Source organism: Mogibacterium pumilum (assembly GCF_002243385.1).
Lineage (GTDB): Bacteria > Bacillota > Clostridia > Peptostreptococcales > Anaerovoracaceae > Mogibacterium > Mogibacterium pumilum.
Window position 1 is genome coordinate 1771030 of the sequence record NZ_CP016199.1, and the last position, 20802, is coordinate 1791831.

Below are 20802 nucleotides of genomic sequence, written 5' to 3' on the forward strand. Positions count from 1 at the left end.
CGGATTTACTGTCTCGGTGATACGTTTACCTTTTGGGCTTCGGTTTGTGTAGCAACCTCACCCACCGTTTAGCCTTGTATCCGGTTTCTGTTCGTAGGCTCGATGGCTTTGCTACACCGCTTCCTTCACTTGAGCATTACTGCTTTCCGCTTGCGGTTCGCTACACTTGGCGGTAAATACCCGTGACTGGACTCTCACCAGTAAGAACTGTGCCATGCCCGGCACACCACAAACACAACAGAGAGCTAGCCCCACGGTCTAAGCTCTCTGTTTTCATTTCCTTTATTGTAGCTCTCTCAATGATAATCCATCACATCGGCATTTACGCCTCTTCGCCTTCCGAAATTTCGCCTTCTCCAGCATCAGGCAGGCTCACATCCACACCATTCACAGTGATGCCCTCGCTGATTGGAATCATCAGATAGCTGCGTCCATCTATAACCTCAGTCTTTATTCCAAAGGCATGCTCTGGATCCACACTGATATTCGCCTCAGGTGTTTCAATCTTGAACTGCTTGCGATTAATTAGGTTCTCTGGGTTGAAGAACTCTTCCCCTTCAAAGTACTGTTTACACGTATCATGGAACTTCTCGATTGCCTCGTCAGAGGTTCCGCTCTTCATGAGAATTTCCTCGAGCTCATTGATGTGAATCTCCGGTGCCTCATCGGACTTAACTTCCTTAAGGATATCGATTTTCTCCCCTATCTGGCTATGAAGTGCCTTCACAACATCGATGTCACACTCATCTTTGAGCGAATCGGCCAGTGCACTGTCAAATGCGTTCTTTTGAGTATTCGCAGCCATCGGCAGCTTGTCTAGGTTGAACACCGCCTTGAGAAAATCGCTATGAACGTCAGCCGAACTCCTCGTATAGTAGAGCGCCTGATATATGTTAGTCATCCTATCATCGAAGGTCGGGAACATGAAGCCCATATCTGGTGCACCGAGGATGCTACCAGTCGACACTCCACGGAAATTCTTCTCCTCGGCAAGGTATCTGAGTGCACCCTTCGGGTCTTTTACAGGACACAGACAGCAAACGAAATACTCGAACTGATCCGTCGACTCTTCTGACCACTCGTCACTACCGCTATCCTTATATGGCACATCATAGGCATCAGCAGCAAGCAAAATAGCATAGCCGGTATCACCCATGTCCACGCTATCGATAATTCTCTGGAACAGAATCTTGCGCATAGTCTCGTTGCTGAGGTGTGAGGTTCTGAGCGTCTGAAGCAGCCTATGCTCATCGCTATCCTCGACCTGAGCCGTTGAGAACTCAACATCTAGTAGATTTCTGCCTAGCGCACCAGACAGCACCTTCTTTAGAGTCTTCATGTACATCTCACGCTCTTCATTTTCCATGAGCATCGTCGGCGAATCCATGTACGTAATAACCTCTCGCGCAGCATTGACGTAGCAACCGTAAATATGCCCAAAATTATTCATATCTGGACTAAATCTCTTCTTAATTTCTCTAATTTCCTTGCGATTCATCTTGTCTCCCATTCACAATATTTATGTTTATTGTTGCAAAGTATACATTTGCAATAAATGAATATTCTGTAATCGTATACGTTTATATTCTTTTAGACGTCTTTAGATATTTCTTAATTTGCCCCCCTACTATAGTTTAATTTATATAGTGGATGAATATACCTGGTTTTCCACTATTAATTCCATCCCACATATGATTTTCTGGCAATTCTTTTGGTGAACAGTTACATATCTCTATTAGCTTTAGTCCCACATTCTCCTTATTTTTATCATCTATGGCACAAAAGCTAACCCACCCTACATATTGTTTTCCATTATCTAATTTAAAGATGTAATTCGCAGTAATATTTAATGGCTGAGATTCTGGAGAGCCTGATGTTACGTGGGCATCATTCTTCGTACCCAGTATTTTATTACTTTTAAATACATGTATAAGCTCATCTATCTTGCCATCTAAATCTTCAATATCTTTTTGTGCACCCTTTGAAAAAAGCTTCTTGAGACCTTCTTTATCTTTTTCATTAATGCATTTAACGACTTTTTTATTCATCGCTTTCATCTGCGCATCTTCATATGCGGTCTCTTCATTTAGCCTTTGTTCACGGCTTTTGCATCCAACAAAGCCGAATGCTATTGATAAAATCAATAGTAGACACAGTATGGCACTTATTGATTTTTTCATTGTATCCTCCCAATGTAAATCAGCATGCTGTTATTGCGTAGCATTTTCTAAAGTATGTACAGACATAGCGTAATCATCTTTATACACACCTCCGTGAAAACCTTTTGGCGTTTCTTCCTTAGAAAATGCCCTCAAATCTATTTGAATCAACCCTGCCTTATCTTGGCTTTTATCATTCTTGTCGCAAAAGCTAATAAACATAGAATACTCTTTTCCATTACTGAGTTTGAGAGTATAATCCCCATAGATATGCAGTGGTTGAGCATCTGCGGATCCCTCAAAATCTGTTCCACTTCCTTTTGCACTTTCTATTTTATTCCCATTGAAAGCACCTATAAGCTGGTCAAGTTTATCATCTAAATCCTCTATATTTTTTTGTGCATCCTTCGAGAAAAGCTTCTTGAGCCCTTCCTTATCCTGTTCATTTATGCACTTGATGACTTGCTTTTTCGTTTTATTCATTTGTTTAGTTGTATAAGTCTCCAAGTCAACCATTTCATCTGTTCTGCTTTTGCAGCCAGTTAGACAGAATGTCGTTGATAAAATTATCAATAGACACATTACAACACTTATCAGTTTCTTCATTTTGTCACCGCTATTATAGATTAATTGATGTAGTGGATGAATATGCCGGGTTTTCCACTATTAACACCATCCCACTTAAAGCCACTTGGAAGCTTATCCTCGGTGCAGGTTATCATCTCTATCATATAAAGTCCAACATTCTCTTTATTCTCATCATCCATAGAGCAAAACTGCACCCACATCACATACTTCTCACCATTGTTTAGATTAATCGTGTAGCTACCGTAAATATTAATAGGTTGTGTGTTAGAATCGCCACTAAATCCTGGCTCTTCACCATCAATGCTTTTAATTTTTACACCATCAAATATGTTTATCAGATTATTAATCTTGCCATCTATTTCTTCTGACTCTTCTTGTGCATTCTTTGAGAATAGCGATTTTAACCCTTTCTCATCCTTATTATTTATACATTTTACAATTTTCCTATTAACCGATTTCATTTGCTTTTCTGCATACACAGACTGTTCTGCCATTTCATCTGTTCTGCTTTTGCAGCCAGCAAGGCTGAATGCTGTTGATAAAATTAACGATAGGCACAGTATGGCACTTATTGATTTTTTCATTTTAAGTCACCTCGTTCGACTAGCAGATGATATTTATTCCTTTGAATAGTTTTGCAGGGTATAAACAAATATCCCGTAGTCGTCGTCGTTAATTTCAATGTAAAAATCTTCTGGCGAGTCATCACTTGAAAAGGTCATAAGTACTATTTGAAATAGTCCTTCTTTTTCTTTGTTCTCATTATCTATATCACATATATTTATAAGTATTTCATATTTCTCACCATTACTAAGTTTTAAGTCGTAGTCTCCGTAAATGTGCAGAGGTTGCGCATCTGCAGCTCCTTCAAATGCTGGACTAAGACCTTTTGCACTTTTAATTTTATTTCCGTTAAAAGCCCCTATAAGCTGGTCAAGTTTCCCATCTAAATCCTCTATGTGTTTTTGTGCATCCTTCGAAAAAAGCTTCTTGAGACCTTCCTTATCCTGCTCGTTTATGCACTTGATGACTTTATTTTTCATCTTGTTCATCTGTTTTTCTGTATAAATCTCTTGATCTGCCATTTCATCTGTTCTACTTTTGCAGGCTGTTAGGCAGAATGCTGTTGTTAGAATCATCAATAGACACAGTCCAACACTTATCAGTTTCTTCATTTTGTCACCGCTATTATAGATTAATTGATATAGTGGATGAATATACCGGATTTTCCACTATTAACACCTTCCCAAGTAAATTCTTCAGGCAATTCTTCACGTGAGCACGTGCATACTTCAATCATATAAAGACCTACATTATCTTTGTTGTTATCATCCTTATCACAAAAATCTATGTATCCAATATATTGCCTTTTGCTGTTTAGAGAAAATGTGCATTTCCCAATAATACTAAAAGGTTGGACATTAACAGAACCATCCGTTACTTTAGAACTTACTCGTACACTTTTGATTACTTTTCCATCAAATACATTAAAAAGTTCATCTATCTTACCATCTAAATCTTCGATATCCTTTTGTGCAATCTTTGAGAAAAGCTTCTTGAGCCCTTCTTTATCTTTTTCATTAATGCATTTAACGACTTTTTTATTCATCGCTTTCATCTGTGCATCTTCATATGCAGTTTCTTCGCTTAGCCGTTGTTCACGACTTTTGCAGCCTTCAAGACAGAACACAGTTGATAAAATCATTAGCAGGCATAGTAATGCACATGTTAATTTTCTCATTACACCACACCTCGTTCAGCTAGTAAACAACATTTATTTCTTTGGATAGTTTTGAAGAGTATAAATGAATATACCGTGGTCATCTACGCTACTGCCCATTCGAAAATCTTCAGGTAACATTTCATTAGAAAAAGTAAGCAATGTTAACTTAAAAATTCCAACACTACTTTTATTCTCATCATCCGTATCACAATAACTTATAAGTAATATGTACTTTTTTCCATTATCAAGGTTAAGCTCATAATCTCCATATATTGTTATTGATTTCTTTCCATAATCATACGTCCTACTTGAATCAACAGGTTCACTTTTTACAGAAACTATTGACTCACCTTTAAATGCTTCGAGCATTTCATCTATCTTACCATCTAAATCTTCTATGTGTTTTTGTACGTCCTTCGAGAAAAGCTTCTTGAGACCTTCTTTATCTTGTTCATTAATGCATTTAACGACTTTTTTATTCATTGCATTCATCTGTGCATCTTCATATGCAGTTTCTTCGCTTAGCCTTTGTTCACGACTTTTACAGCCTTCAAGACAGAACACAGCTGATATAATCATTAGCAGGCATAGTAATGCACATGTTAATTTTCTCATTGCACCGCACCTCGTTCAGCAAGTAAACAACTTTTATTTCTTTGGGTAATTTTGAAGAGTGTAAATGAATATTCCGTAGTCATCTCTATATGTACCACCACTAAAATCTTTGGGAGTTTTTTCACTGGAAAAGGTTCTTAACTCAATCTGAATCAAACCAACTTTCTCTGGCTCATTGTCATTCTTGTCACAAAAACTAACAAACAATGTATACTCATCTCCATTGTTGAGTGTAATATTATAATCTTCATATATATGTATTGGTTGTGTGCTTACCGACCCTTCAAATCCAGAACCCTCTCCTTTTGCACTTTCAATTTTATTTCCGTTAAAAGCACCTATAAGCTGGTCAAGTTTACCATCTAAATCCTCTATGTGTTTTTGTGCATCCTTTGAGAAAAGCTTCTTGAGACCTTCCTTGTCCTGTTCATTTATGCACCTGATGATTACCTGCTTTTTCGTTTTAGTCATCTGTTTAGTTGTATAAGTCTCCAAGTCAGTCATTTCATCAGTTCTGCTTTTGCAGGCTGTTAGGCAGAATGCTATTGATAAAATTATCAATAGACACATTACAACACTTATCAGTTTCTTCATTTTATAACCACTACTATTAATTACTTGATATGGTGTATAAATACACCAGGTTTATCGTTATTAATTCCATCCCACTTAAAATCACTTGGTAGTTTATCTTTAGTACAATCTATCATCTCTATCATATACAGCCCGACATTCTCTTTATTCTCATCATCCATAGAACAAAAATCTATCCACATAACATATTTTTCACCATTACTTAGGTTAAATGTATAGCTGCCATAAATATTAATAGGTTGTGTGTTAGAATCACCACTAAACCCTGGCTCTTTCCCTTCAACACTTTTAATTTTTGCACCGTTAAATGCACTTATCAGCTCACTTATCCTATTGTCCATTTCTTCTGACTCTTTCTGTGCATTCTTTGAGAATAACGATTTTAATCCTTTCTCATCCTTATTATTTATACATTTTACAATTTTCTTATTAACCGATTTCATTTGCTTTTCTGCATACACAGACTGTTCTCCCATTTCATCTGTTCTGCTTTTGCAGCCAGCAAGACAGAACGCAGTTGATAAAATCATTAGTAGGCATAGTATAGCAAGTGTTGATTTTTTCATTGTATCCTCCAATCAATCAGCTAACTTACTTATTATTGCTCAGTTCCATCTTTGTTATAGATGAATATACCATAGTCATCCTCACTGCCATCCATATGGAAATCTTCTGGCACCTCATCTTTTGAGAAGGTCAATAAATCTAATTGAAATATGCCCTCTTTCTCCTTATTCTCATCATCTATATCGCATATGTCGATAAGTATTATATACTTATCACCACTTTTTAGTTTAAGATGGTATTTACCATAGATATGCAGGGGTTGTGCATCTGCAGAACCCTCAAATGCTGGACTAAGGCCTTTTGCACTTTCTATTTTATTCCCATTGAAAGCACCTATAAGCTGGTCAAGTTTCCCATCTAAATCCTCTATATGTTTTTGTGCATCCTTCGAGAAAAGCTTCTTGAGACCCTCCTTGTCTTGTTCATTTATACACTTGATGACTTTATTTTTCATCTTGTTCATCTGTTTTTCTGTATAAATCTCTTGATCTGCCATTTCATCTGTTCTGCTTTTGCAACCTGTTAGGCATAATGTTGTTGATAAAATCATTAGCAGGCATAGTAATGTGCATGTTAATTTTCTCATTGCACCGCACCTCGTTCAACTAGTAAACAACATTTATTTCTTTGGATAGTTTTGAAGAGTATAAATGAATATACCGTGGTCATCTTGATATGCACCCCCACTAAAATCTTTTGGAGTTTCTTCTTTAGAAAACATTCTTAATTCCATTTGGAACACACCTTTATCATCTGAATTTTCATCATTCTTGTCGCAGAAGCTTATAAAAATTGTGCACTTTCCTTTGGTACTAAGTTTAAGGGTATAATCTCCATATATTATTATTGATTTCTTACCATAATCGTTCGTCCTGCTAGAACCAGCAGATTCACTTTTTACAGACACTATTGACTTACCTTTAAATGCTTCGAGCAATTCATCTATCTTACCATCTAAATCTTCGATATCCTTTTGTGCACTCTTTGAGAAAAGCTTCTTTAGCCCTTCTTTATCATCCTTTTTTATACATCTAATAACCTTTTCCCTAACAGCTTTCATTTGTGTTTCTTCATATGCAGTTTCTTCGTTTAGTCTTTGTTCACGACTTTTGCAGCCGGCAAGGCAGAATGCTGTTGATAAAATCATTAGTAGGCATAATAATGCACATGTTAATTTTCTCATTGCACCGCACCTCGCTCAGCAAGTAAACAACATTTATTCCTTTGGGTAATTTTGAAGAGTATAAATGAATATTCCGTAATCATCTTTGTATGGACCACCGTTAAAATCTTTAGGCGTTTCTTCTCTAGAGAATACTCTCAATTCTATTTGAAACACCCCTTCTTTATCTGGATCATCATCATTTTTACAAAGACTAATATATAGTATAGACTTCCCTTCACTATTTAGTGTGAGATGGTACTTGCCGTAGATATGCAATGGATGTGCATCTGCTGACCCCTCAAATGCGGGACTAAGACCTTTTGCACTTTTAATTTTATTTCCGTTAAAAGCCCCTATAAGCTGGTCAAGTTTCCCATCTAAATCCTCAATATGTTTTTGTGCATCCTTCGAGAAAAGCTTCTTGAGACCTTCCTTGTCCTGTTCATTTATGCACGTGATGACCTGCTTTTTAGTTTTATTCATCTGTTTAGTTGTATAAGTCTCCAAGTCAACCATCTCATCTGTTCTGCTTTTACAACCTCCAAGACAGAATATTGTCGATATAATCATGAGCAGACACATCATAACACACATTATTTTCTTCATTGCACACCTCTTTACCACCTGTAATAAATAGTTTTATTTTTCTCGTCTACACAAATACCTAATCGTAGCGCGTCATATCCATACTCTTTTATAAATGCATCCCAAAGTTCAGGCTCTTTACTAAAGTCGATCATTCCCTCAACTCTAAGATTTTTATAATTAACATCTTGATATTCAGGATTGAATCCTGTTATCCACCACTGTGGATTACCAGGTTCGTAATTCATTATCTGCCTTCCAAACTTGTCATAGAGAGAGAGCTTCATTATGAGTTTGCTATCTTGGTATGTGAGTTTGTGGTAGCCGCTGCCTCTGTATATTCCTGTTTCAGCACCGGCTCCTAGACCATAGTAATCACCTTTCCACATCCAGATTGTATACTTTTTACCATCACTAACAAAATCGAATTTATTTATACCTGCAGACGTAAACGACTTAAACACATAGTCATAAGTGTCATTGTAACCACCCATAGCTTGTATACAGTTTCGCCTAGCGTGATATACACCATTAGAGTCCCTATCCATATTAAGGGTTACGCCTATAGCCTGTTCTCCTATCCTTGATTTGGATAAGGCCGCTGCGTAGTCACTTGCATTTGTCGATGAAAATCCTGGAATTGGAGTCTCTGCTAGTTCTCGTGATTTAGATAATAACCAGTTCCTGCCCTCTGGGTTGCCCTGTAAGATTCCAGTTCCTCCAAGGAAATCGAATGTACCATCCACTACAGTTTCTACGCTTGGGAATGCTCCATTTCTATCAACCATTATTAGCGGCGACGCAAGGCAGTAATTGTATGGATTCATCGCGAGAGGCTTAGTGATACTGCCACTAACGATATCTTCACCTGCAAATCTTCCTGCATCAGGCATATACTCTCTTGCTTGTGCAAAGTACGTTTCACTCACTACATCTTTGCGGTAACCTGTATAGGTAAATGGCTGTATGCTTTCTCTATCCATGCCATTTAGCTCGTTGCCGAATTCATCATACGCATAGCTCTCGATAATTGCACTATCAGCACCCACGAGGCGCATTGGCGTTCCCTGTATATCAGCTAGGTAATAATAATCTTCTTCGCCTTTCATAGCTAATGGGATTGAATCTTCCCATATAAACCGCTGGCTGATGTCATTTCTCTTCTTCTGAATCAGATTGCTATGTTCTTTGGAGTGGTCAACTATATATTCGCTTTCTACGCTATCGATAATCTCCTTTACCCTCTGACCTGCTGCATCATATATGTATTCGGACACGAGACCGTTGCTGTCGATTGCTTTATCAAGTCTATTTGCTGCACCGTATACAAAATTCTTTGCTAAGATGCCATCAACAATCACGCCAGTGATGTTTCCTCGTCTATCGTACCTGTATAGTGTTTTTGATGCGCCTTCGGTCTTTGTCACAAGCTGATCTGCTTCATTATATGAATAAGTGGTTTCACTGCCACCTACAATCTTCTTGGTTCTGTTACCAAAAGCATCATACTGATATTCCCTAAGTGCTTTCGACTCTCTCGTCACCTCTATCAGTCTGCCGATGGCATCATATTTGTAGTTAAATGAGCCGCTATGTTCACTAAACCCGTTTCTCTCCTTTTCAATACACGATATATTGCCTCTTATATCGTATTCGTAACGTTGTCTATCTATGACTTCATTATCACTAGAATGTGTTAGCATTTGCAGCCTGCCGATATTATCGTACTCATATGATGTGCTACTGCCATTAGGCATAGTACGCCTTGCTAGCCTGTTTAGTTCATCGTAATGATATAAGATGGAGCTTCCCTCATCCACAACTTCAGAAAGTCTGTGCTTATTATCATATCTATAATATACTGTAGCCCCATCAGGATAAGTAATACTTGTCCTCTCGCCAGATTTACCATACACATAGCCTGTAGTTTGACCATCCGAATACGTTTCCTTTATCATTCTCCCCATGCTATCATGTTCGATTAATGTTGAACCATTTGTGGTTTCTGTTTTATTGATTTTTCCAAGCAAATCATATGCGAACCTTGCAAAGCTTCCATCCGCATAGAGAATTTCTGTTATTTTATCGAGCGAGTTATACGTGGTTTTAGTTACAAATCCGTCTCTATCAGTTTTTTCTATTAGCCTACCTTTTGCATCATAATTAAAAGACGCAATATCTCCGAGCGGATTAATGGACTTTGTCACCCTTCCCATCAAATCTCTTACATACTTCATTACATGAGATGCGTTTTCTCCCTTTGATATACGGCGCACTTCAGTAATTTGATCCATGGCATCATAATCGTACTCTACTTCGTTGCCGAGCTCATCTGTAACCTTAATGAGCATGCCCGAAAGAGAGTATTCGTAAAATGACGCTCCTCCGTCTGCATTTGTCTTAGACGTTACGTTATTCATGGCATCATAGGTGTATGCTATTCTCTCCCCATTTTCACCCTTGACTTCAATAAGCCTATTTATGCAGTCGTACTTATAAAACCTCTTGTAATTGTTCACATCAGAATATTCTGTGATATTACCTGCAGGATCAACAACGAAGTCCTCCGTCGCCCCATCTGGATGAATTATGCATTTCAAAACGCCACCTGGATAATACTTATACTTGGTAGTACACCCTGAACCGTCAGTTCGTGATGCTATCCTGCCGATTGGCGTATACTCATACTTTTTGCTATTCCCAATAGGGTCGATCTCTTCTATTAGCTGATCTGCTGCATCATATATAAATGAATAATCATTTCCGCCTCTGTCCGTATATTTGATTATGTTTTCTGAACCATCATAGTAGAAATGTTCTTCAGCTCCATCCGGATATCTCGCACTAGTGAGTCTATTTATTCCGTTATATTCATATTCCGTTACATTTCCAACCTCATCTGTCTCCATGACAAGGTTGCCCATGCCATCATACACATAGGTCCGTCTTCCACCTTCAGGGTCAACCTGCAGAATCAGCCTATTATTCTTATCATATTCATAAGAAATGCATCCTCCATTAGGAAGTATCTCTTCCTTGAGGTTCCACATTTCATCATATGTATATGTTGTGATTCTACCGAGTGGATCTGTTTTTTCGGATGGAAAACCAAGGCAGTTATATTTATATGTTGTTTCCGCACCATTCGGAGCAGTTTCCTTAATCATTCTGCCTGCTTTGTCATATTCAAAAGTTATGTTGCTCTTATCCGGCTGAATTACTGCAGTAATGTTACTCTCATCATCGTATGTAATTTGCCTTGTATTACCGTTAGCATCTGCTGTGCTTGAAAGTCTATTGAGGGCATCCCATGTATAAGTTTGCTTTCCGCCTCTTTCATCACAAACTTCAACTATATTATCTCGTTCATCAAAGCTGAATGATGTAATGCTTCCTTCAGCATTAATAATCTCACACACATTGCCATTCTTATCGTGTCTAAAGAGCGTCTTTCTGCCAATTCCATCTTCAATAGCAATTGGCGTTTCTCCAAATATACTATATCTGTTTTTAACTTTAAGTTTACCGTCAACGATGAGCTTTTCAGGCCTTCCTTTGCTGTCATACTCTATTATTGTTTCTGTTCCAACAGCATCTATTGTTTTTGTTACATTACCATTTTCATTGTACAGAAACTCTCTTTTTCCGCCATTTTTATCAATCTCGGCAGTCCTTTTATCTCTACTGTTATAGCTAAATCGCTCCTCCGCACCGCTATACACATTTTTTATAGTTCTCAGCCGACTATCGTTATAGTGATAGCTTACTGCACCGTTGCGTTCAGTTTGTACAGTCCTTCCACTTTCATCATCGTACCTATAGGACATAAAGCTCTGATCCGGAAATGTCTGGCTTAAGACTCTTCCATATGAATCATATTTATTTGTGATTGTACTTACATTATCTGCGTTAACAATCTCAGACAGATAGCCACGTGAGTCGTATAAATACTTATACGCTCCTCCATTTGGCATTATTACTTTTGAAAGCGTACCTTTTTCATATTCATATTTAACTGTACGTCCTGTGTGGTCAGTTACGATATCTATCATCTGATGATCATTATACTCAAGCGTATATCCCTCACCCGAAGACTTTTTAATGCTCACGAGCAGTCCGTCCTCATATAATAGATCTATAGCTGTACGATTCTTATCTTTTCTTTTTATGTACTGACCTTTGAAATTAAAGATGTACTTTGTATAATCTTCAGTCTCATAGATGTATCCGGAACTGGTTTTGCTTAACTTTCCAATACTTGCACCAAAATTTACCACGCCTTCATTTCCTATGAAGGTAAACGATTCTTCTCTACCATCTTCTCTAATAATCTTAGCTTTTTCTTTGCCATCAGTGCTTTTTTCAATAAAAAGTTTTACTTCGAAGCTATGATTCCAGCTATTTCCAAACTCACCTTTATATGTATTTATCGAATTGTAAAATCGCCCAAACACTAGAGGTGTCTTGCCACCAATAACTAGATCATCCTTTTCATAAATAAAATTACCAGATGATAGGTTTACCGGATCTTTACTAAAGGCATGAGTTATATCATATTTGCCCTTTGCATTTTCTAGTGCTTTAGCTTTTGCAACATTGATAGCTTCATCGATTTCTTTCATCCACTTCTGATTTGCCGGCAAACTGAAGCCATTAGCTGTTGAAGTTGCTAATGCTGATAACCCTGTTTTCATTAGCGAAATCAAGTTGCCATTTTCAAGAAACAAATCTTTGGTAGTAGCTTCTATTTCATCTATTTTCTTAATCTTGTTCTCTAGAACAGTTATTACATTGAGCTCAACTTCTTTAGAATGTCTCAAATTATATATTGTTTGACTAAGTGCAACACCTGTAGTTGGCTGACATAACATTAAAGTCGTACACAAAAGTAGCGAAGCATCAATACCTGCAATAATATTTTTATGTTTTCTTATATCATCATTGATATCATCTTCTCGCAATATCTCACCACTTACAGCATCTATCAATGTATTGCAGTCAGTTTTGACAATATCAGCAAGAGAAGATAGTCCATGTACTATCTTTTTTACTCCCATCATGTGCGTGCAAGCATGTATATACCAGTTACCGCTTAGATTCCCATTTGAGGCAAAGCTATCTATGGTTGAATTGATATTCTCGGTAGCTTCTATAACCTTGGAAATTCCATTTAACATGCTATCGCATTGCATTTTAATGCAATGAGGATTTACGACTCTTCCGCCCATACATTCTCCCTCTATTTCCGGCTCAACTCTTCATTAATATCTTCTAGTCTGTTTCTGCTTTTTTGTTTAGACTCTTTTATTTCGGTCGCTATCTCTTCAAGTAGTCTCTCGCTATCTCTCATACTTAGATATGCATCATCAAGTAAATTCACCATTTCCTTATCATGCGAATATTTTTCACGCTGTTCTTCAATAATCCTTATATTTCTATATGTTTCACTAAAAATATCTTCGTTATATTTGATTTTTTTCTCTGCAGCTTCAAGCTCTTCTAGTTGCTCTTCCAGCTTTTTTCTCGCGTTTATAAGTTCTCTTCTGTCATCTACACTCATTATAAATCCCTTATTCTACTTTACAGACTTGCGATTATGTCTTCCTGCGAACTTTCTCGCTGTCCCTGAATCCCACCTTGCAAATAGTGAATCTGTTTTAAACAGCTTTGCAGAATCATCAGATATCTGTTCTTTAAGCTGATTTACTACCTTGGAAAAATCTTCATACAAGGTCTGGGCACTTGCGACTGCAGTTATTGTCGACTCTTCATCCCTCTGAAGCTCATCTACCATTACTAAAGTGGATCCCGCACTTAATTTAGCTGCGGTATTCGCCACTTCACCTTTTACAATTTGTATATCTGACATAATGTTCCTTCCTTGTTAGATTAATTTTATACTAATATTCCTACTTTACAACCTACTAAAAAACTTCCCCACTTCATCCTTATACACGAAGTCGGTCACGCCTCCGCATGACTCGCACTTGGACGAGCGGCAGCCGAAGCCCTGACCGTATTTACCAAATCCAACACGCATCTTGTCCGATCCGCAAAATGCGCATATCTCATTATACTTCATCTCTCGGCTACACGCATCGCCTACGCCCCCTCGGACGTCTACCGCAATGCTCTTACCTGCATTTGGCAGAGCCTTGATATCCGTTTCTTTAAAACCGGAAACTACGTTATTTAGCTCATTTTCCGTCATAACCCATCTTCCGTCTGCCATGTTTCTACTACCTCTTTATGGATTAGCGCTCACTGTTGTGTTAATATAGTGCATACAATTAATTCTATAATACATTTCAGAAATATCAAGGAGAACACATGCTCACAGGCAAACAAAGAAGTTATCTAAAAGGGCTCGCGCAGAAAATCGAGCCTACAGTATATATTGGCAAGGCGGATCTCACGGAGAATATCATCCGCTCTATCGACGAGAACCTTACGGCAAATGAGCTTGTAAAAGGACAGATTCAGGAGGGCTCACTACTCGACCCGACCGAGGTGTGCAGCGAACTTGCAGAGATGCTCCACGCTGAATTCGTCGCTGCAATCGGCCGCCGCTTCGTGCTCTACAGAAGGGCGAGAAATCCTAAGAATGTTAAAATCGAGCTGCCGAAGGCGCCTCACAAATAATAATTTGACTTTACTTGAAAAAAAGCACTTAACGCCCATTTCTGGATGCTAAGTGCTTTTACATTTACAGTCCTATCTCGTCAGCGATTTCGCGCATCGCCTCCAGCGAAATATCGATAAAATCATCGAAACTAACTCCGATTTCCTCGATAGCCGCCATGTACTGTCTGTTTGCGCCTGCTGCAAATCTCGTCTCTTTAAATCTCTTATTTACCGACTTATGCTTAACGCTCGCAATCTTCTTATCTGGGTAAATCTGTGCAACAGCCTTGCAGAAACCGCTCATTGGGTCTGCGGCAAGAAGTGCAATCTCAAGAGTAGACTTCGCAATAACGCCCGACTCCGGGTTATGCGCACAAATAGCCCGTGCCATCACCGGCTCATCGTAGCCTTCATCCTTTAGAATCTGCGCCGAAACAGGTCCGTGCGTAGACATATCTGTACGCCAATCAGCAGTTTCCTCGTCTAGGTCATGCAGCAATCCGCAGTTTCCCCAGAACTCTATCTCATCAGGAGCAAGCTTCTTTGCAAGCCCTCGCATTATCGCTTCAACTGCATAAGAATGCGTGATGTAGTTCTCGCCCTTTACATATTTGTGTAGCAGCTCATTAGCCTGCTCTCTCGTAATATGCTCGCCCATTTTGTTTCTCCTTTATAAATGTACTAACTTGAATTCTAACACAAAGCACTTGCATTGGCTATATATCGCATTTGACTGATTTAATGACATACAATAGAATAGTAGATATCTAAATTGCATAATCACTTACCGTGCACTCCCTAGTACACGTGTATAAATATATTTGAACAGAATGGAATAAACAGAATGGGAAAAACAATACATAACAAAAACAAAGGCATCCTGCTGATAGTCACTTCGGCATTTTGCTTCGCGCTAATGGGAATTTTCGTCAAGCTTGCGGGCGATTTGCCAGCTGTTGAGAAAGCTTTTTTTAGAAACCTAATCGCTGCAATAATCGCCGCAATCGTACTCATCAAGGACAAGCAACCGCTTGTAATCGGGCGTAAGAACTACATCCCGATGCTCGTGCGAGTAACTGCAGGCACTATCGGAATCCTCGGAAATTTCTACGCGGTGAGCCATATAATGGTTGCCGATGCCAGCATGCTTAATAAACTCTCGCCATTTGCAACGATTATATTTTCGATCATCCTCCTCAAAGAGGTTCCTAAGCGATACCAGGTTTTCTGCCTAATGCTCGCCATGACCGGTGCGCTGTTCGTAATCAAGCCGGGCTTCTCCGGAAATCCGCTAGGAATGGCTGCTGGTCTTGTCGGTGGCGTTGGTGCTGGACTTGCATACACCATGGTGCGAAAGCTCGGTTCAAACGGCGTACAAAAGGCGGTCATTGTCTTCTGCTTCTCGGCATTCAGCTGCCTCGCCATGGTGCCGCTGATTATCTTAAAATACCACGAGCCAATCAGTATGTACCAGCTTATGATGCTTCTCGGTGCCGGATTTGCCGCCGCTGGCGGTCAGTTCACAATTACTGGGGCATACCGATATGCACCAGCTAAGGAAATCTCAATCTATGATTATTCGCAGATTATCTTCACGACTTCGCTTGGATTCATAGTGTTTGGAGAGATTCCAGATATCTACAGTTTCATCGGCTATGCGATTATCATAACGGCTTCTACTATAATCTTCTTTAAGTCGAAGAGCGAGTAATGAAAATAAGTTTATAAAAAGTGTGCCGCAGCTGCCCGAGTGGGAAGTGCGGCATTTTTTCAATATTTTCACTTTGCATGTTTGTAGAGCAACACTACCTCTTATACTTCGGATCCTCCAGCTTAATAGGTTCTGGATTCTGCAGCACCCACTTAGTTGCCAGCTCGCACAGCCTATCTAGTAAGGTTTCATCAAAATCACCTCTAGGACTTATGCTTGAAGCTAGTCTCTTAACCTCTTCAAGCTCCGCCTCAGATAGTGCTTTACCAGTAGAGACATGCTTTACAAAATCATCGAGCATCATACGATAATCTCGATTCCAGTTGCAGCCGCCATTTCTGTTCATTTCATCTCTAACGCGCCCTGCAATTCTAATAACTTCACCCTGAACAGTCTTAGCCGCACCATGAGATGGAATAAGCATCTCCCAGAGATTATCATACTGCTCCTTCCAATCGCTGCCTTCAACTATAATTGGAGATACACCGTCGTGAATCTTACGCTTCTTTATAGGTTCCACGTCAAACAGCTTATATAGCTTGGCAAGCCCTGCATCTATCTCCTCGATATAGTCCTCGTGAAAACCCTCCCTATGGAACTCAGTGTCTTCGCCGATTTTCCTCACATAATCCTTAACAGCAGGTGTCACTTTAGCTCCCGCATTCACGAGAATCTCTGCCACTTCAGCACATCTTCCGATATCTATTCCTCGGCAAGATACAAGTGCCTCTTCAAGTGGCGTGCGTTCCCATATCCTATTCTTAGCATCCAGATCCACACCTTGTTCAACTAGCAGCTTTACATTCTCCGGTCTGTATCCTGATGCCGCACTGTGAAGCGGAGTATTATCGTAATTATCTGCTTTAGAGACATCCCCGCCGAGTTCAAATAGAACTTTCATAACCTCGGCACTATTTCCAGCATGAAAATTAAGCGGCGTGCGTCCATACGAATTTAACGTGTTGACATCGAGCCCTTCTGTAACTAGCCATCTAACGAGTTCAACGGGAACGCCGTAGTGATGTAAAGCAGTATTCAGATCGCAGCGACCTGCATAAGCTGTGATCTCACAGTTATCGAATACCGCCTTTAGTTCATCAATATCTCCTCTATGAATCATCTCATAGAAATCGCTAGGTAGTGTCTTTCTCTTTTTCTTAGCCATACTTCCTCCGCCTAGTCCACTAATTCAAAAGTGCCTGATTTATCTGTTCTAAAAGTCTTTGAGTAGAATATCGTCATCGCACAGGCAAGATGCTTGGTATCCTTTGCACCTGCTGTTTCGTAGCACGAGTGCATAGCCAGCTGTGCCAGCCCTATATCGACAGTATTTATCGATACATGCGCATTCGATACGTTACCTAGGGTGCTCCCTCCCCGCGAATCAGACCTATTTGTAAATACCTGTACAGGTATATCATTCGATTCGCACATATCACGGTAAACCGCACAGCTCACGGCATCTGTCGTGTAGTGCTGAGCCGCATTGAACTTGATTACAATACCCTTGTTAATCGCTGGCCTATTTACAGGGTCTGCCTTCTCAGGGTGATTTGGATGCAGTGCATGCGCATTGTCTGCACTAACCATGAAGCTCGACGAAACTGACCTGTAATATCCCTCCTCATCCTTGCCACAAGATAGAGAGATACGCCTTAGTACGTCTTCGAGAAATGTAGAGTCTGCACCTTGCTTGGAGAGAGAGCCAGTCTCTTCATTGTCGAAAACTGCCAGAACAGGAACACTGCTTGAAGGCTTCGCACCTAGGAATCCCTCGAGGCATCCATACACGCACTGCAAATCGTCGAGATGTGGCGCCGAGATATACTCGTCACTACCGCCCCAGACCTTGCCCTTATCACGAGCATATATAAATAGGTCGTGTGATATAATCTCTTCTTCATTAACCTCGGCCGCTTCAGCCACGATTCTCATAAATGAACCCTTTGTGTCATCTGAAGAACCTAGAATTGGTAGCATATCGACCTGCGCATTCCACGTCTGATTCTTGTTAACGTCACGGTTCATGTGAATTGCGACGTTTGGAATAATGAGCAAATCTCTATCTACATTAACGAGCTTCACCTCGTATCTATTGCCACTTTTTACAATCACTCTGCCAGCAACACTCAGCGGTCTATCGAGCCACGAAGCCATGAGCATGCCTCTGTATCCTTCGATATTAAGCTTTACATAGCCATTTTCAACAATTTCAGGATTCTCCTTAACCTTAAATGCAGGTGAATCCGAGTGCGCAGCACTAATCATGAATCCTGTAAAGTTAAAGTGAGGCACACTAAATGCGATGATACTCGAATCGTTTCTCGTGACGAAGTACCTTCCTCCTTCGGTCAAATCCCACTTTTCTGACTCCGCAAGTTCGGAATAGCCGTTCGCAACAAGCTTTTTCTTTATACTAGCAACCGCATGAAAAGCAGTCGGCGATTCATCCAGAAACGACATAAGTCCCTTATTGTAATCTGTCATATAGTCTCCCTTTATTTATCCGTGTTTCTCGCTAGCGGCTGGTGCAACATATCCCTCACCTTCCGAATAGCGCAATCTATTTCTAATTCAATTCCATTGCAGGCAGTATATCACAGCCTTATTATTTCTTCTTCATGATATATCGCTGATTTCGCCTACATAGTTTGTTTTGGTACGCGCATTATTTGTTCTAGATTCCCTAACTTTCTCAAAGCCCATATCATCTGAATCTAGATTTTTTTATACACTTGCCATTTTCGCGTGTTGTAGCCTCTTCATTTGATCCACATATCCATTTGAAGAATGTATAAGATAATAACACAATCGCAATAAAACTGAAGGCATATGAAATCAGAAAATAATATATGTGAGCATCTTGCATCTCGGTGACTACCATTAAAAAAAGTGCGAACACATAGCCCGGTATTAACCATAATATTCGCAGAAACTTTCGTTTATACTTTAAGTTCCAGTGAATACGTTCAATCTTTTTATCAACATTTTCTTTTTTACTATTCAATTAAACTCCCCCCCCTTATATATCCAGTGTATTCACACTAGCAATACTTTATTATTTCTATAATTTTGACGGTTTATCGAGAACAGCTGCTAAAAGTGCATCTGATATAACTTTTTCATGCATCCTTTTCATGTTTTCAAAATTTTTATCATCTTCTAAACTCTTGCCAAACTTATTCCGTTTTTCAGTGGTTTCTATTAACATTGAAATTTTTTTATCTTCACATTCAAGTATTATTTCTGTCATCAGTTTTACAGATTCATCTTCATAATCACCAGAATTATATTCAGATAAAAACAACTTAAGATAATCTCTTCGAGTTTGTTTAATATTTTTTTTAGGGTATGTAATACTCTCATTCATTAATTTAACATTATATGTGTCAGTTGATTCTTTGACCAAACTCCATTCGTCAAGATTTAGAGAACTATAATCTGAATATAGGTCATTATCTATTTCACACATACATATCGTTGCTTCTGCTTGGTGATTAAAAAAATCATCCTTTTTCTTATTTGGTTTGAGTGTTATATAATATGTGCCGGTTAGAATATTGTCTTCAGATCTCATATTCCACTCCAACCAATTTTCTGGCACATTAAACTTCATAGCAAAATCATCTTCAGGAAAATAATTAAGTATATCGAGATCATAACGCATAAAGAAAAATGAATCATCTGCATTGTGATACATTTTTGTTTCATGTATTGATACGAAAAAAATGAAGATAACAAAAATCCAAAAAACACGAAGTTTTTGAATTTTTGTATGCCTTTTTGTTTTAATATTGCTTGCTACTTTATGTGTTTGTTCTACAGTATTGACGTAGCTATATATAATCGACTTTGGAGTCTCGCTTTTTTCAATAAAGTTTGGCTTATACTCATTTATAGCATTTTCAAGAGCTGATCGGCATTCTACTTCAATTAGAGTCATCGGGATAACGATTTTTCTTGTAAATAAAGTAGCAGCATTTTCTTCAAGGATAATACACAGATAGTATTCCGGCTTAAACAATCCGGCCTCTATCTCCATATTCACTATAGCTTGAATATCTTCCCAAGGAAGATATTGATAGTATTCTCCAAGAATAAAAAACTTACTAAATATACCTTTTCTTATTATTATGCCTTTAGGGGTGATTATGATAATAAATCCCAAATAACTTCGTCTTAGTAAAAGAAATAATAATAAAACAACAGTCTCAACGAAAACAATTTTAGCTCTTATCTCCACCTTTTGACTTTGTATAGGGTTGGTTTGATACAAACTTACCCCAACAATAATTACAAGTATCGCAGCAACCAAAAAAAATATTTTTATAAAGGTTTCATAGAATTCTGAATGAAATATATACCCATATTCAGTATCCATTATCGTATCTGTATCTGTATTTGTATTTGTGTTGATCCGTATATTGATTTTATCTTTTTTTATATCCATTAGACCTTATTCAGCCAAAAT

The 20802-nt window shown here is 38.8% G+C and carries 22 protein-coding genes; 2 read left to right on the top strand and 20 right to left on the bottom strand.

Features of this window, described 5'->3' with window-relative positions; translation table 11 throughout:
• Positions 1 to 322: 322 nt before the first annotated feature.
• From AXF17_RS08455 to AXF17_RS08530, 16 genes are all read right to left on the bottom strand, one after another.
• Positions 323 to 1498 carry a DUF4317 domain-containing protein gene (locus tag AXF17_RS08455; protein ID WP_157682610.1) on the bottom strand — a complete coding sequence of 392 codons (1176 nt, stop codon included), beginning with the start codon at positions 1496 to 1498 and terminating at the stop codon, positions 323 to 325.
• A 136-nt stretch (positions 1499 to 1634) separates the two neighbouring features.
• Positions 1635 to 2180, bottom strand: a complete 546-nt coding sequence (locus tag AXF17_RS08460; RefSeq protein WP_094234629.1) for a DUF5104 domain-containing protein — start codon at positions 2178 to 2180, stop codon at positions 1635 to 1637.
• A gap of 30 nt (positions 2181 to 2210) precedes the next feature.
• Positions 2211 to 2765: a DUF5104 domain-containing protein gene (locus tag AXF17_RS08465; protein ID WP_094234630.1), complete on the bottom strand. Its 555-nt coding sequence runs from the start codon at positions 2763 to 2765 to the stop codon at positions 2211 to 2213.
• 20 nt (positions 2766 to 2785) lie between these two features.
• Positions 2786 to 3331 (bottom strand): DUF5104 domain-containing protein, encoded by a 546-nt coding sequence (locus tag AXF17_RS08470; protein WP_094234631.1) that lies wholly within the window; start codon positions 3329 to 3331, stop codon positions 2786 to 2788.
• Positions 3332 to 3364: 33 nt separating this feature from the next.
• Positions 3365 to 3922, bottom strand: coding sequence for a DUF5104 domain-containing protein (locus AXF17_RS08475; protein ID WP_094234632.1), 558 nt, complete (start codon positions 3920 to 3922; stop codon positions 3365 to 3367).
• Between the two features lie 20 nt (positions 3923 to 3942).
• On the bottom strand, positions 3943 to 4488 hold the full coding sequence (locus AXF17_RS08480) for a DUF5104 domain-containing protein (protein WP_094234633.1): 546 nt from the start codon (positions 4486 to 4488) through the stop codon (positions 3943 to 3945).
• 33 nt (positions 4489 to 4521) lie between these two features.
• Positions 4522 to 5085, bottom strand: coding sequence for a DUF5104 domain-containing protein (locus tag AXF17_RS08485; protein ID WP_094234634.1), 564 nt, complete (start codon positions 5083 to 5085; stop codon positions 4522 to 4524).
• A gap of 33 nt (positions 5086 to 5118) precedes the next feature.
• A complete protein-coding gene (locus tag AXF17_RS08490; protein ID WP_094234635.1) occupies positions 5119 to 5679 on the bottom strand; it encodes a DUF5104 domain-containing protein in 561 nt (186 codons plus the stop codon).
• Positions 5680 to 5699: 20 nt separating this feature from the next.
• Entirely contained in the window at positions 5700 to 6245 is a 546-nt protein-coding gene (locus AXF17_RS08495; RefSeq protein WP_094234636.1) for a DUF5104 domain-containing protein, read from the bottom strand.
• A 32-nt stretch (positions 6246 to 6277) separates the two neighbouring features.
• Positions 6278 to 6832, bottom strand: coding sequence for a DUF5104 domain-containing protein (locus AXF17_RS08500; protein WP_094234637.1), 555 nt, complete (start codon positions 6830 to 6832; stop codon positions 6278 to 6280).
• 33 nt (positions 6833 to 6865) lie between these two features.
• Positions 6866 to 7429, bottom strand: a complete 564-nt coding sequence (locus AXF17_RS08505) for a DUF5104 domain-containing protein (RefSeq protein WP_094234638.1) — start codon at positions 7427 to 7429, stop codon at positions 6866 to 6868.
• Positions 7430 to 7462: 33 nt separating this feature from the next.
• Positions 7463 to 8017 (bottom strand): DUF5104 domain-containing protein, encoded by a 555-nt coding sequence (locus tag AXF17_RS08510; protein ID WP_094234639.1) that lies wholly within the window; start codon positions 8015 to 8017, stop codon positions 7463 to 7465.
• Between the two features lie 11 nt (positions 8018 to 8028).
• The gene (locus AXF17_RS08515) at positions 8029 to 13224 is read right to left on the bottom strand and encodes a DUF6531 domain-containing protein (protein WP_094234640.1); all 5196 of its coding nucleotides are present in this window, start codon (positions 13222 to 13224) and stop codon (positions 8029 to 8031) included.
• Positions 13225 to 13235: 11 nt separating this feature from the next.
• A complete protein-coding gene (locus AXF17_RS08520; RefSeq protein ID WP_094234641.1) occupies positions 13236 to 13556 on the bottom strand; it encodes a hypothetical protein in 321 nt (106 codons plus the stop codon).
• Positions 13557 to 13571: 15 nt separating this feature from the next.
• Positions 13572 to 13865 (bottom strand): TIGR04197 family type VII secretion effector, encoded by a 294-nt coding sequence (locus AXF17_RS08525; RefSeq protein ID WP_094234642.1) that lies wholly within the window; start codon positions 13863 to 13865, stop codon positions 13572 to 13574.
• Between the two features lie 45 nt (positions 13866 to 13910).
• Positions 13911 to 14228, bottom strand: coding sequence for a hypothetical protein (locus tag AXF17_RS08530; RefSeq protein WP_094234643.1), 318 nt, complete (start codon positions 14226 to 14228; stop codon positions 13911 to 13913).
• Between the two features lie 98 nt (positions 14229 to 14326).
• Between AXF17_RS08530 and AXF17_RS08535 the strand changes: the two genes are divergently transcribed.
• Positions 14327 to 14638, top strand: a complete 312-nt coding sequence (locus AXF17_RS08535; protein WP_094234644.1) for a YhbY family RNA-binding protein — start codon at positions 14327 to 14329, stop codon at positions 14636 to 14638.
• A gap of 64 nt (positions 14639 to 14702) precedes the next feature.
• On the opposite strand, the gene AXF17_RS08540 is transcribed toward AXF17_RS08535, so the two are convergent.
• Complete coding sequence (locus AXF17_RS08540) at positions 14703 to 15278, bottom strand: HD domain-containing protein (RefSeq protein ID WP_094234645.1); 576 nt, start codon at positions 15276 to 15278, stop codon at positions 14703 to 14705.
• A 186-nt stretch (positions 15279 to 15464) separates the two neighbouring features.
• Between AXF17_RS08540 and AXF17_RS08545 the strand changes: the two genes are divergently transcribed.
• Positions 15465 to 16331: a DMT family transporter gene (locus tag AXF17_RS08545; RefSeq protein ID WP_094234646.1), complete on the top strand. Its 867-nt coding sequence runs from the start codon at positions 15465 to 15467 to the stop codon at positions 16329 to 16331.
• A 94-nt stretch (positions 16332 to 16425) separates the two neighbouring features.
• Here the strand turns inward: AXF17_RS08545 and AXF17_RS08550 are convergent, their stop codons facing one another.
• The 3 genes from AXF17_RS08550 to AXF17_RS08565 all read right to left on the bottom strand — a co-directional run bounded on the left by AXF17_RS08550 (position 16426) and on the right by AXF17_RS08565 (position 20781).
• Positions 16426 to 17496, bottom strand: a complete 1071-nt coding sequence (locus tag AXF17_RS08550) for an ankyrin repeat domain-containing protein (RefSeq protein WP_094234647.1) — start codon at positions 17494 to 17496, stop codon at positions 16426 to 16428.
• 11 nt (positions 17497 to 17507) lie between these two features.
• Positions 17508 to 18818 (bottom strand): M18 family aminopeptidase, encoded by a 1311-nt coding sequence (locus tag AXF17_RS08555; RefSeq protein WP_094234648.1) that lies wholly within the window; start codon positions 18816 to 18818, stop codon positions 17508 to 17510.
• 577 nt (positions 18819 to 19395) lie between these two features.
• Positions 19396 to 20781 (bottom strand): hypothetical protein, encoded by a 1386-nt coding sequence (locus AXF17_RS08565; protein ID WP_094234650.1) that lies wholly within the window; start codon positions 20779 to 20781, stop codon positions 19396 to 19398.
• Positions 20782 to 20802 lie beyond the last annotated feature (21 nt).

Bases quoted from the DNA above. Each gene is read 5' to 3' on its own strand.
- AXF17_RS08455 (WP_157682610.1), bottom strand. From the start codon at position 1,498: ATGAATCGCAAGGAAATTAGAGAAATTAAGAAGAGATTTAGTCCAGAT.
- AXF17_RS08460 (WP_094234629.1), bottom strand. From the start codon at position 2,180: ATGAAAAAATCAATAAGTGCCATACTGTGTCTACTATTGATTTTATCA.
- AXF17_RS08465 (WP_094234630.1), bottom strand. From the start codon at position 2,765: ATGAAGAAACTGATAAGTGTTGTAATGTGTCTATTGATAATTTTATCA.
- AXF17_RS08470 (WP_094234631.1), bottom strand. From the start codon at position 3,331: ATGAAAAAATCAATAAGTGCCATACTGTGCCTATCGTTAATTTTATCA.
- AXF17_RS08475 (WP_094234632.1), bottom strand. From the start codon at position 3,922: ATGAAGAAACTGATAAGTGTTGGACTGTGTCTATTGATGATTCTAACA.
- AXF17_RS08480 (WP_094234633.1), bottom strand. From the start codon at position 4,488: ATGAGAAAATTAACATGTGCATTACTATGCCTGCTAATGATTTTATCA.
- AXF17_RS08485 (WP_094234634.1), bottom strand. From the start codon at position 5,085: ATGAGAAAATTAACATGTGCATTACTATGCCTGCTAATGATTATATCA.
- AXF17_RS08490 (WP_094234635.1), bottom strand. From the start codon at position 5,679: ATGAAGAAACTGATAAGTGTTGTAATGTGTCTATTGATAATTTTATCA.
- AXF17_RS08495 (WP_094234636.1), bottom strand. From the start codon at position 6,245: ATGAAAAAATCAACACTTGCTATACTATGCCTACTAATGATTTTATCA.
- AXF17_RS08500 (WP_094234637.1), bottom strand. From the start codon at position 6,832: ATGAGAAAATTAACATGCACATTACTATGCCTGCTAATGATTTTATCA.
- AXF17_RS08505 (WP_094234638.1), bottom strand. From the start codon at position 7,429: ATGAGAAAATTAACATGTGCATTATTATGCCTACTAATGATTTTATCA.
- AXF17_RS08510 (WP_094234639.1), bottom strand. From the start codon at position 8,017: ATGAAGAAAATAATGTGTGTTATGATGTGTCTGCTCATGATTATATCG.
- AXF17_RS08515 (WP_094234640.1), bottom strand. From the start codon at position 13,224: ATGGGCGGAAGAGTCGTAAATCCTCATTGCATTAAAATGCAATGCGAT.
- AXF17_RS08520 (WP_094234641.1), bottom strand. From the start codon at position 13,556: ATGAGTGTAGATGACAGAAGAGAACTTATAAACGCGAGAAAAAAGCTG.
- AXF17_RS08525 (WP_094234642.1), bottom strand. From the start codon at position 13,865: ATGTCAGATATACAAATTGTAAAAGGTGAAGTGGCGAATACCGCAGCT.
- AXF17_RS08530 (WP_094234643.1), bottom strand. From the start codon at position 14,228: ATGGCAGACGGAAGATGGGTTATGACGGAAAATGAGCTAAATAACGTA.
- AXF17_RS08535 (WP_094234644.1), top strand. From the start codon at position 14,327: ATGCTCACAGGCAAACAAAGAAGTTATCTAAAAGGGCTCGCGCAGAAA.
- AXF17_RS08540 (WP_094234645.1), bottom strand. From the start codon at position 15,278: ATGGGCGAGCATATTACGAGAGAGCAGGCTAATGAGCTGCTACACAAA.
- AXF17_RS08545 (WP_094234646.1), top strand. From the start codon at position 15,465: ATGGGAAAAACAATACATAACAAAAACAAAGGCATCCTGCTGATAGTC.
- AXF17_RS08550 (WP_094234647.1), bottom strand. From the start codon at position 17,496: ATGGCTAAGAAAAAGAGAAAGACACTACCTAGCGATTTCTATGAGATG.
- AXF17_RS08555 (WP_094234648.1), bottom strand. From the start codon at position 18,818: ATGACAGATTACAATAAGGGACTTATGTCGTTTCTGGATGAATCGCCG.
- AXF17_RS08565 (WP_094234650.1), bottom strand. From the start codon at position 20,781: ATGGATATAAAAAAAGATAAAATCAATATACGGATCAACACAAATACA.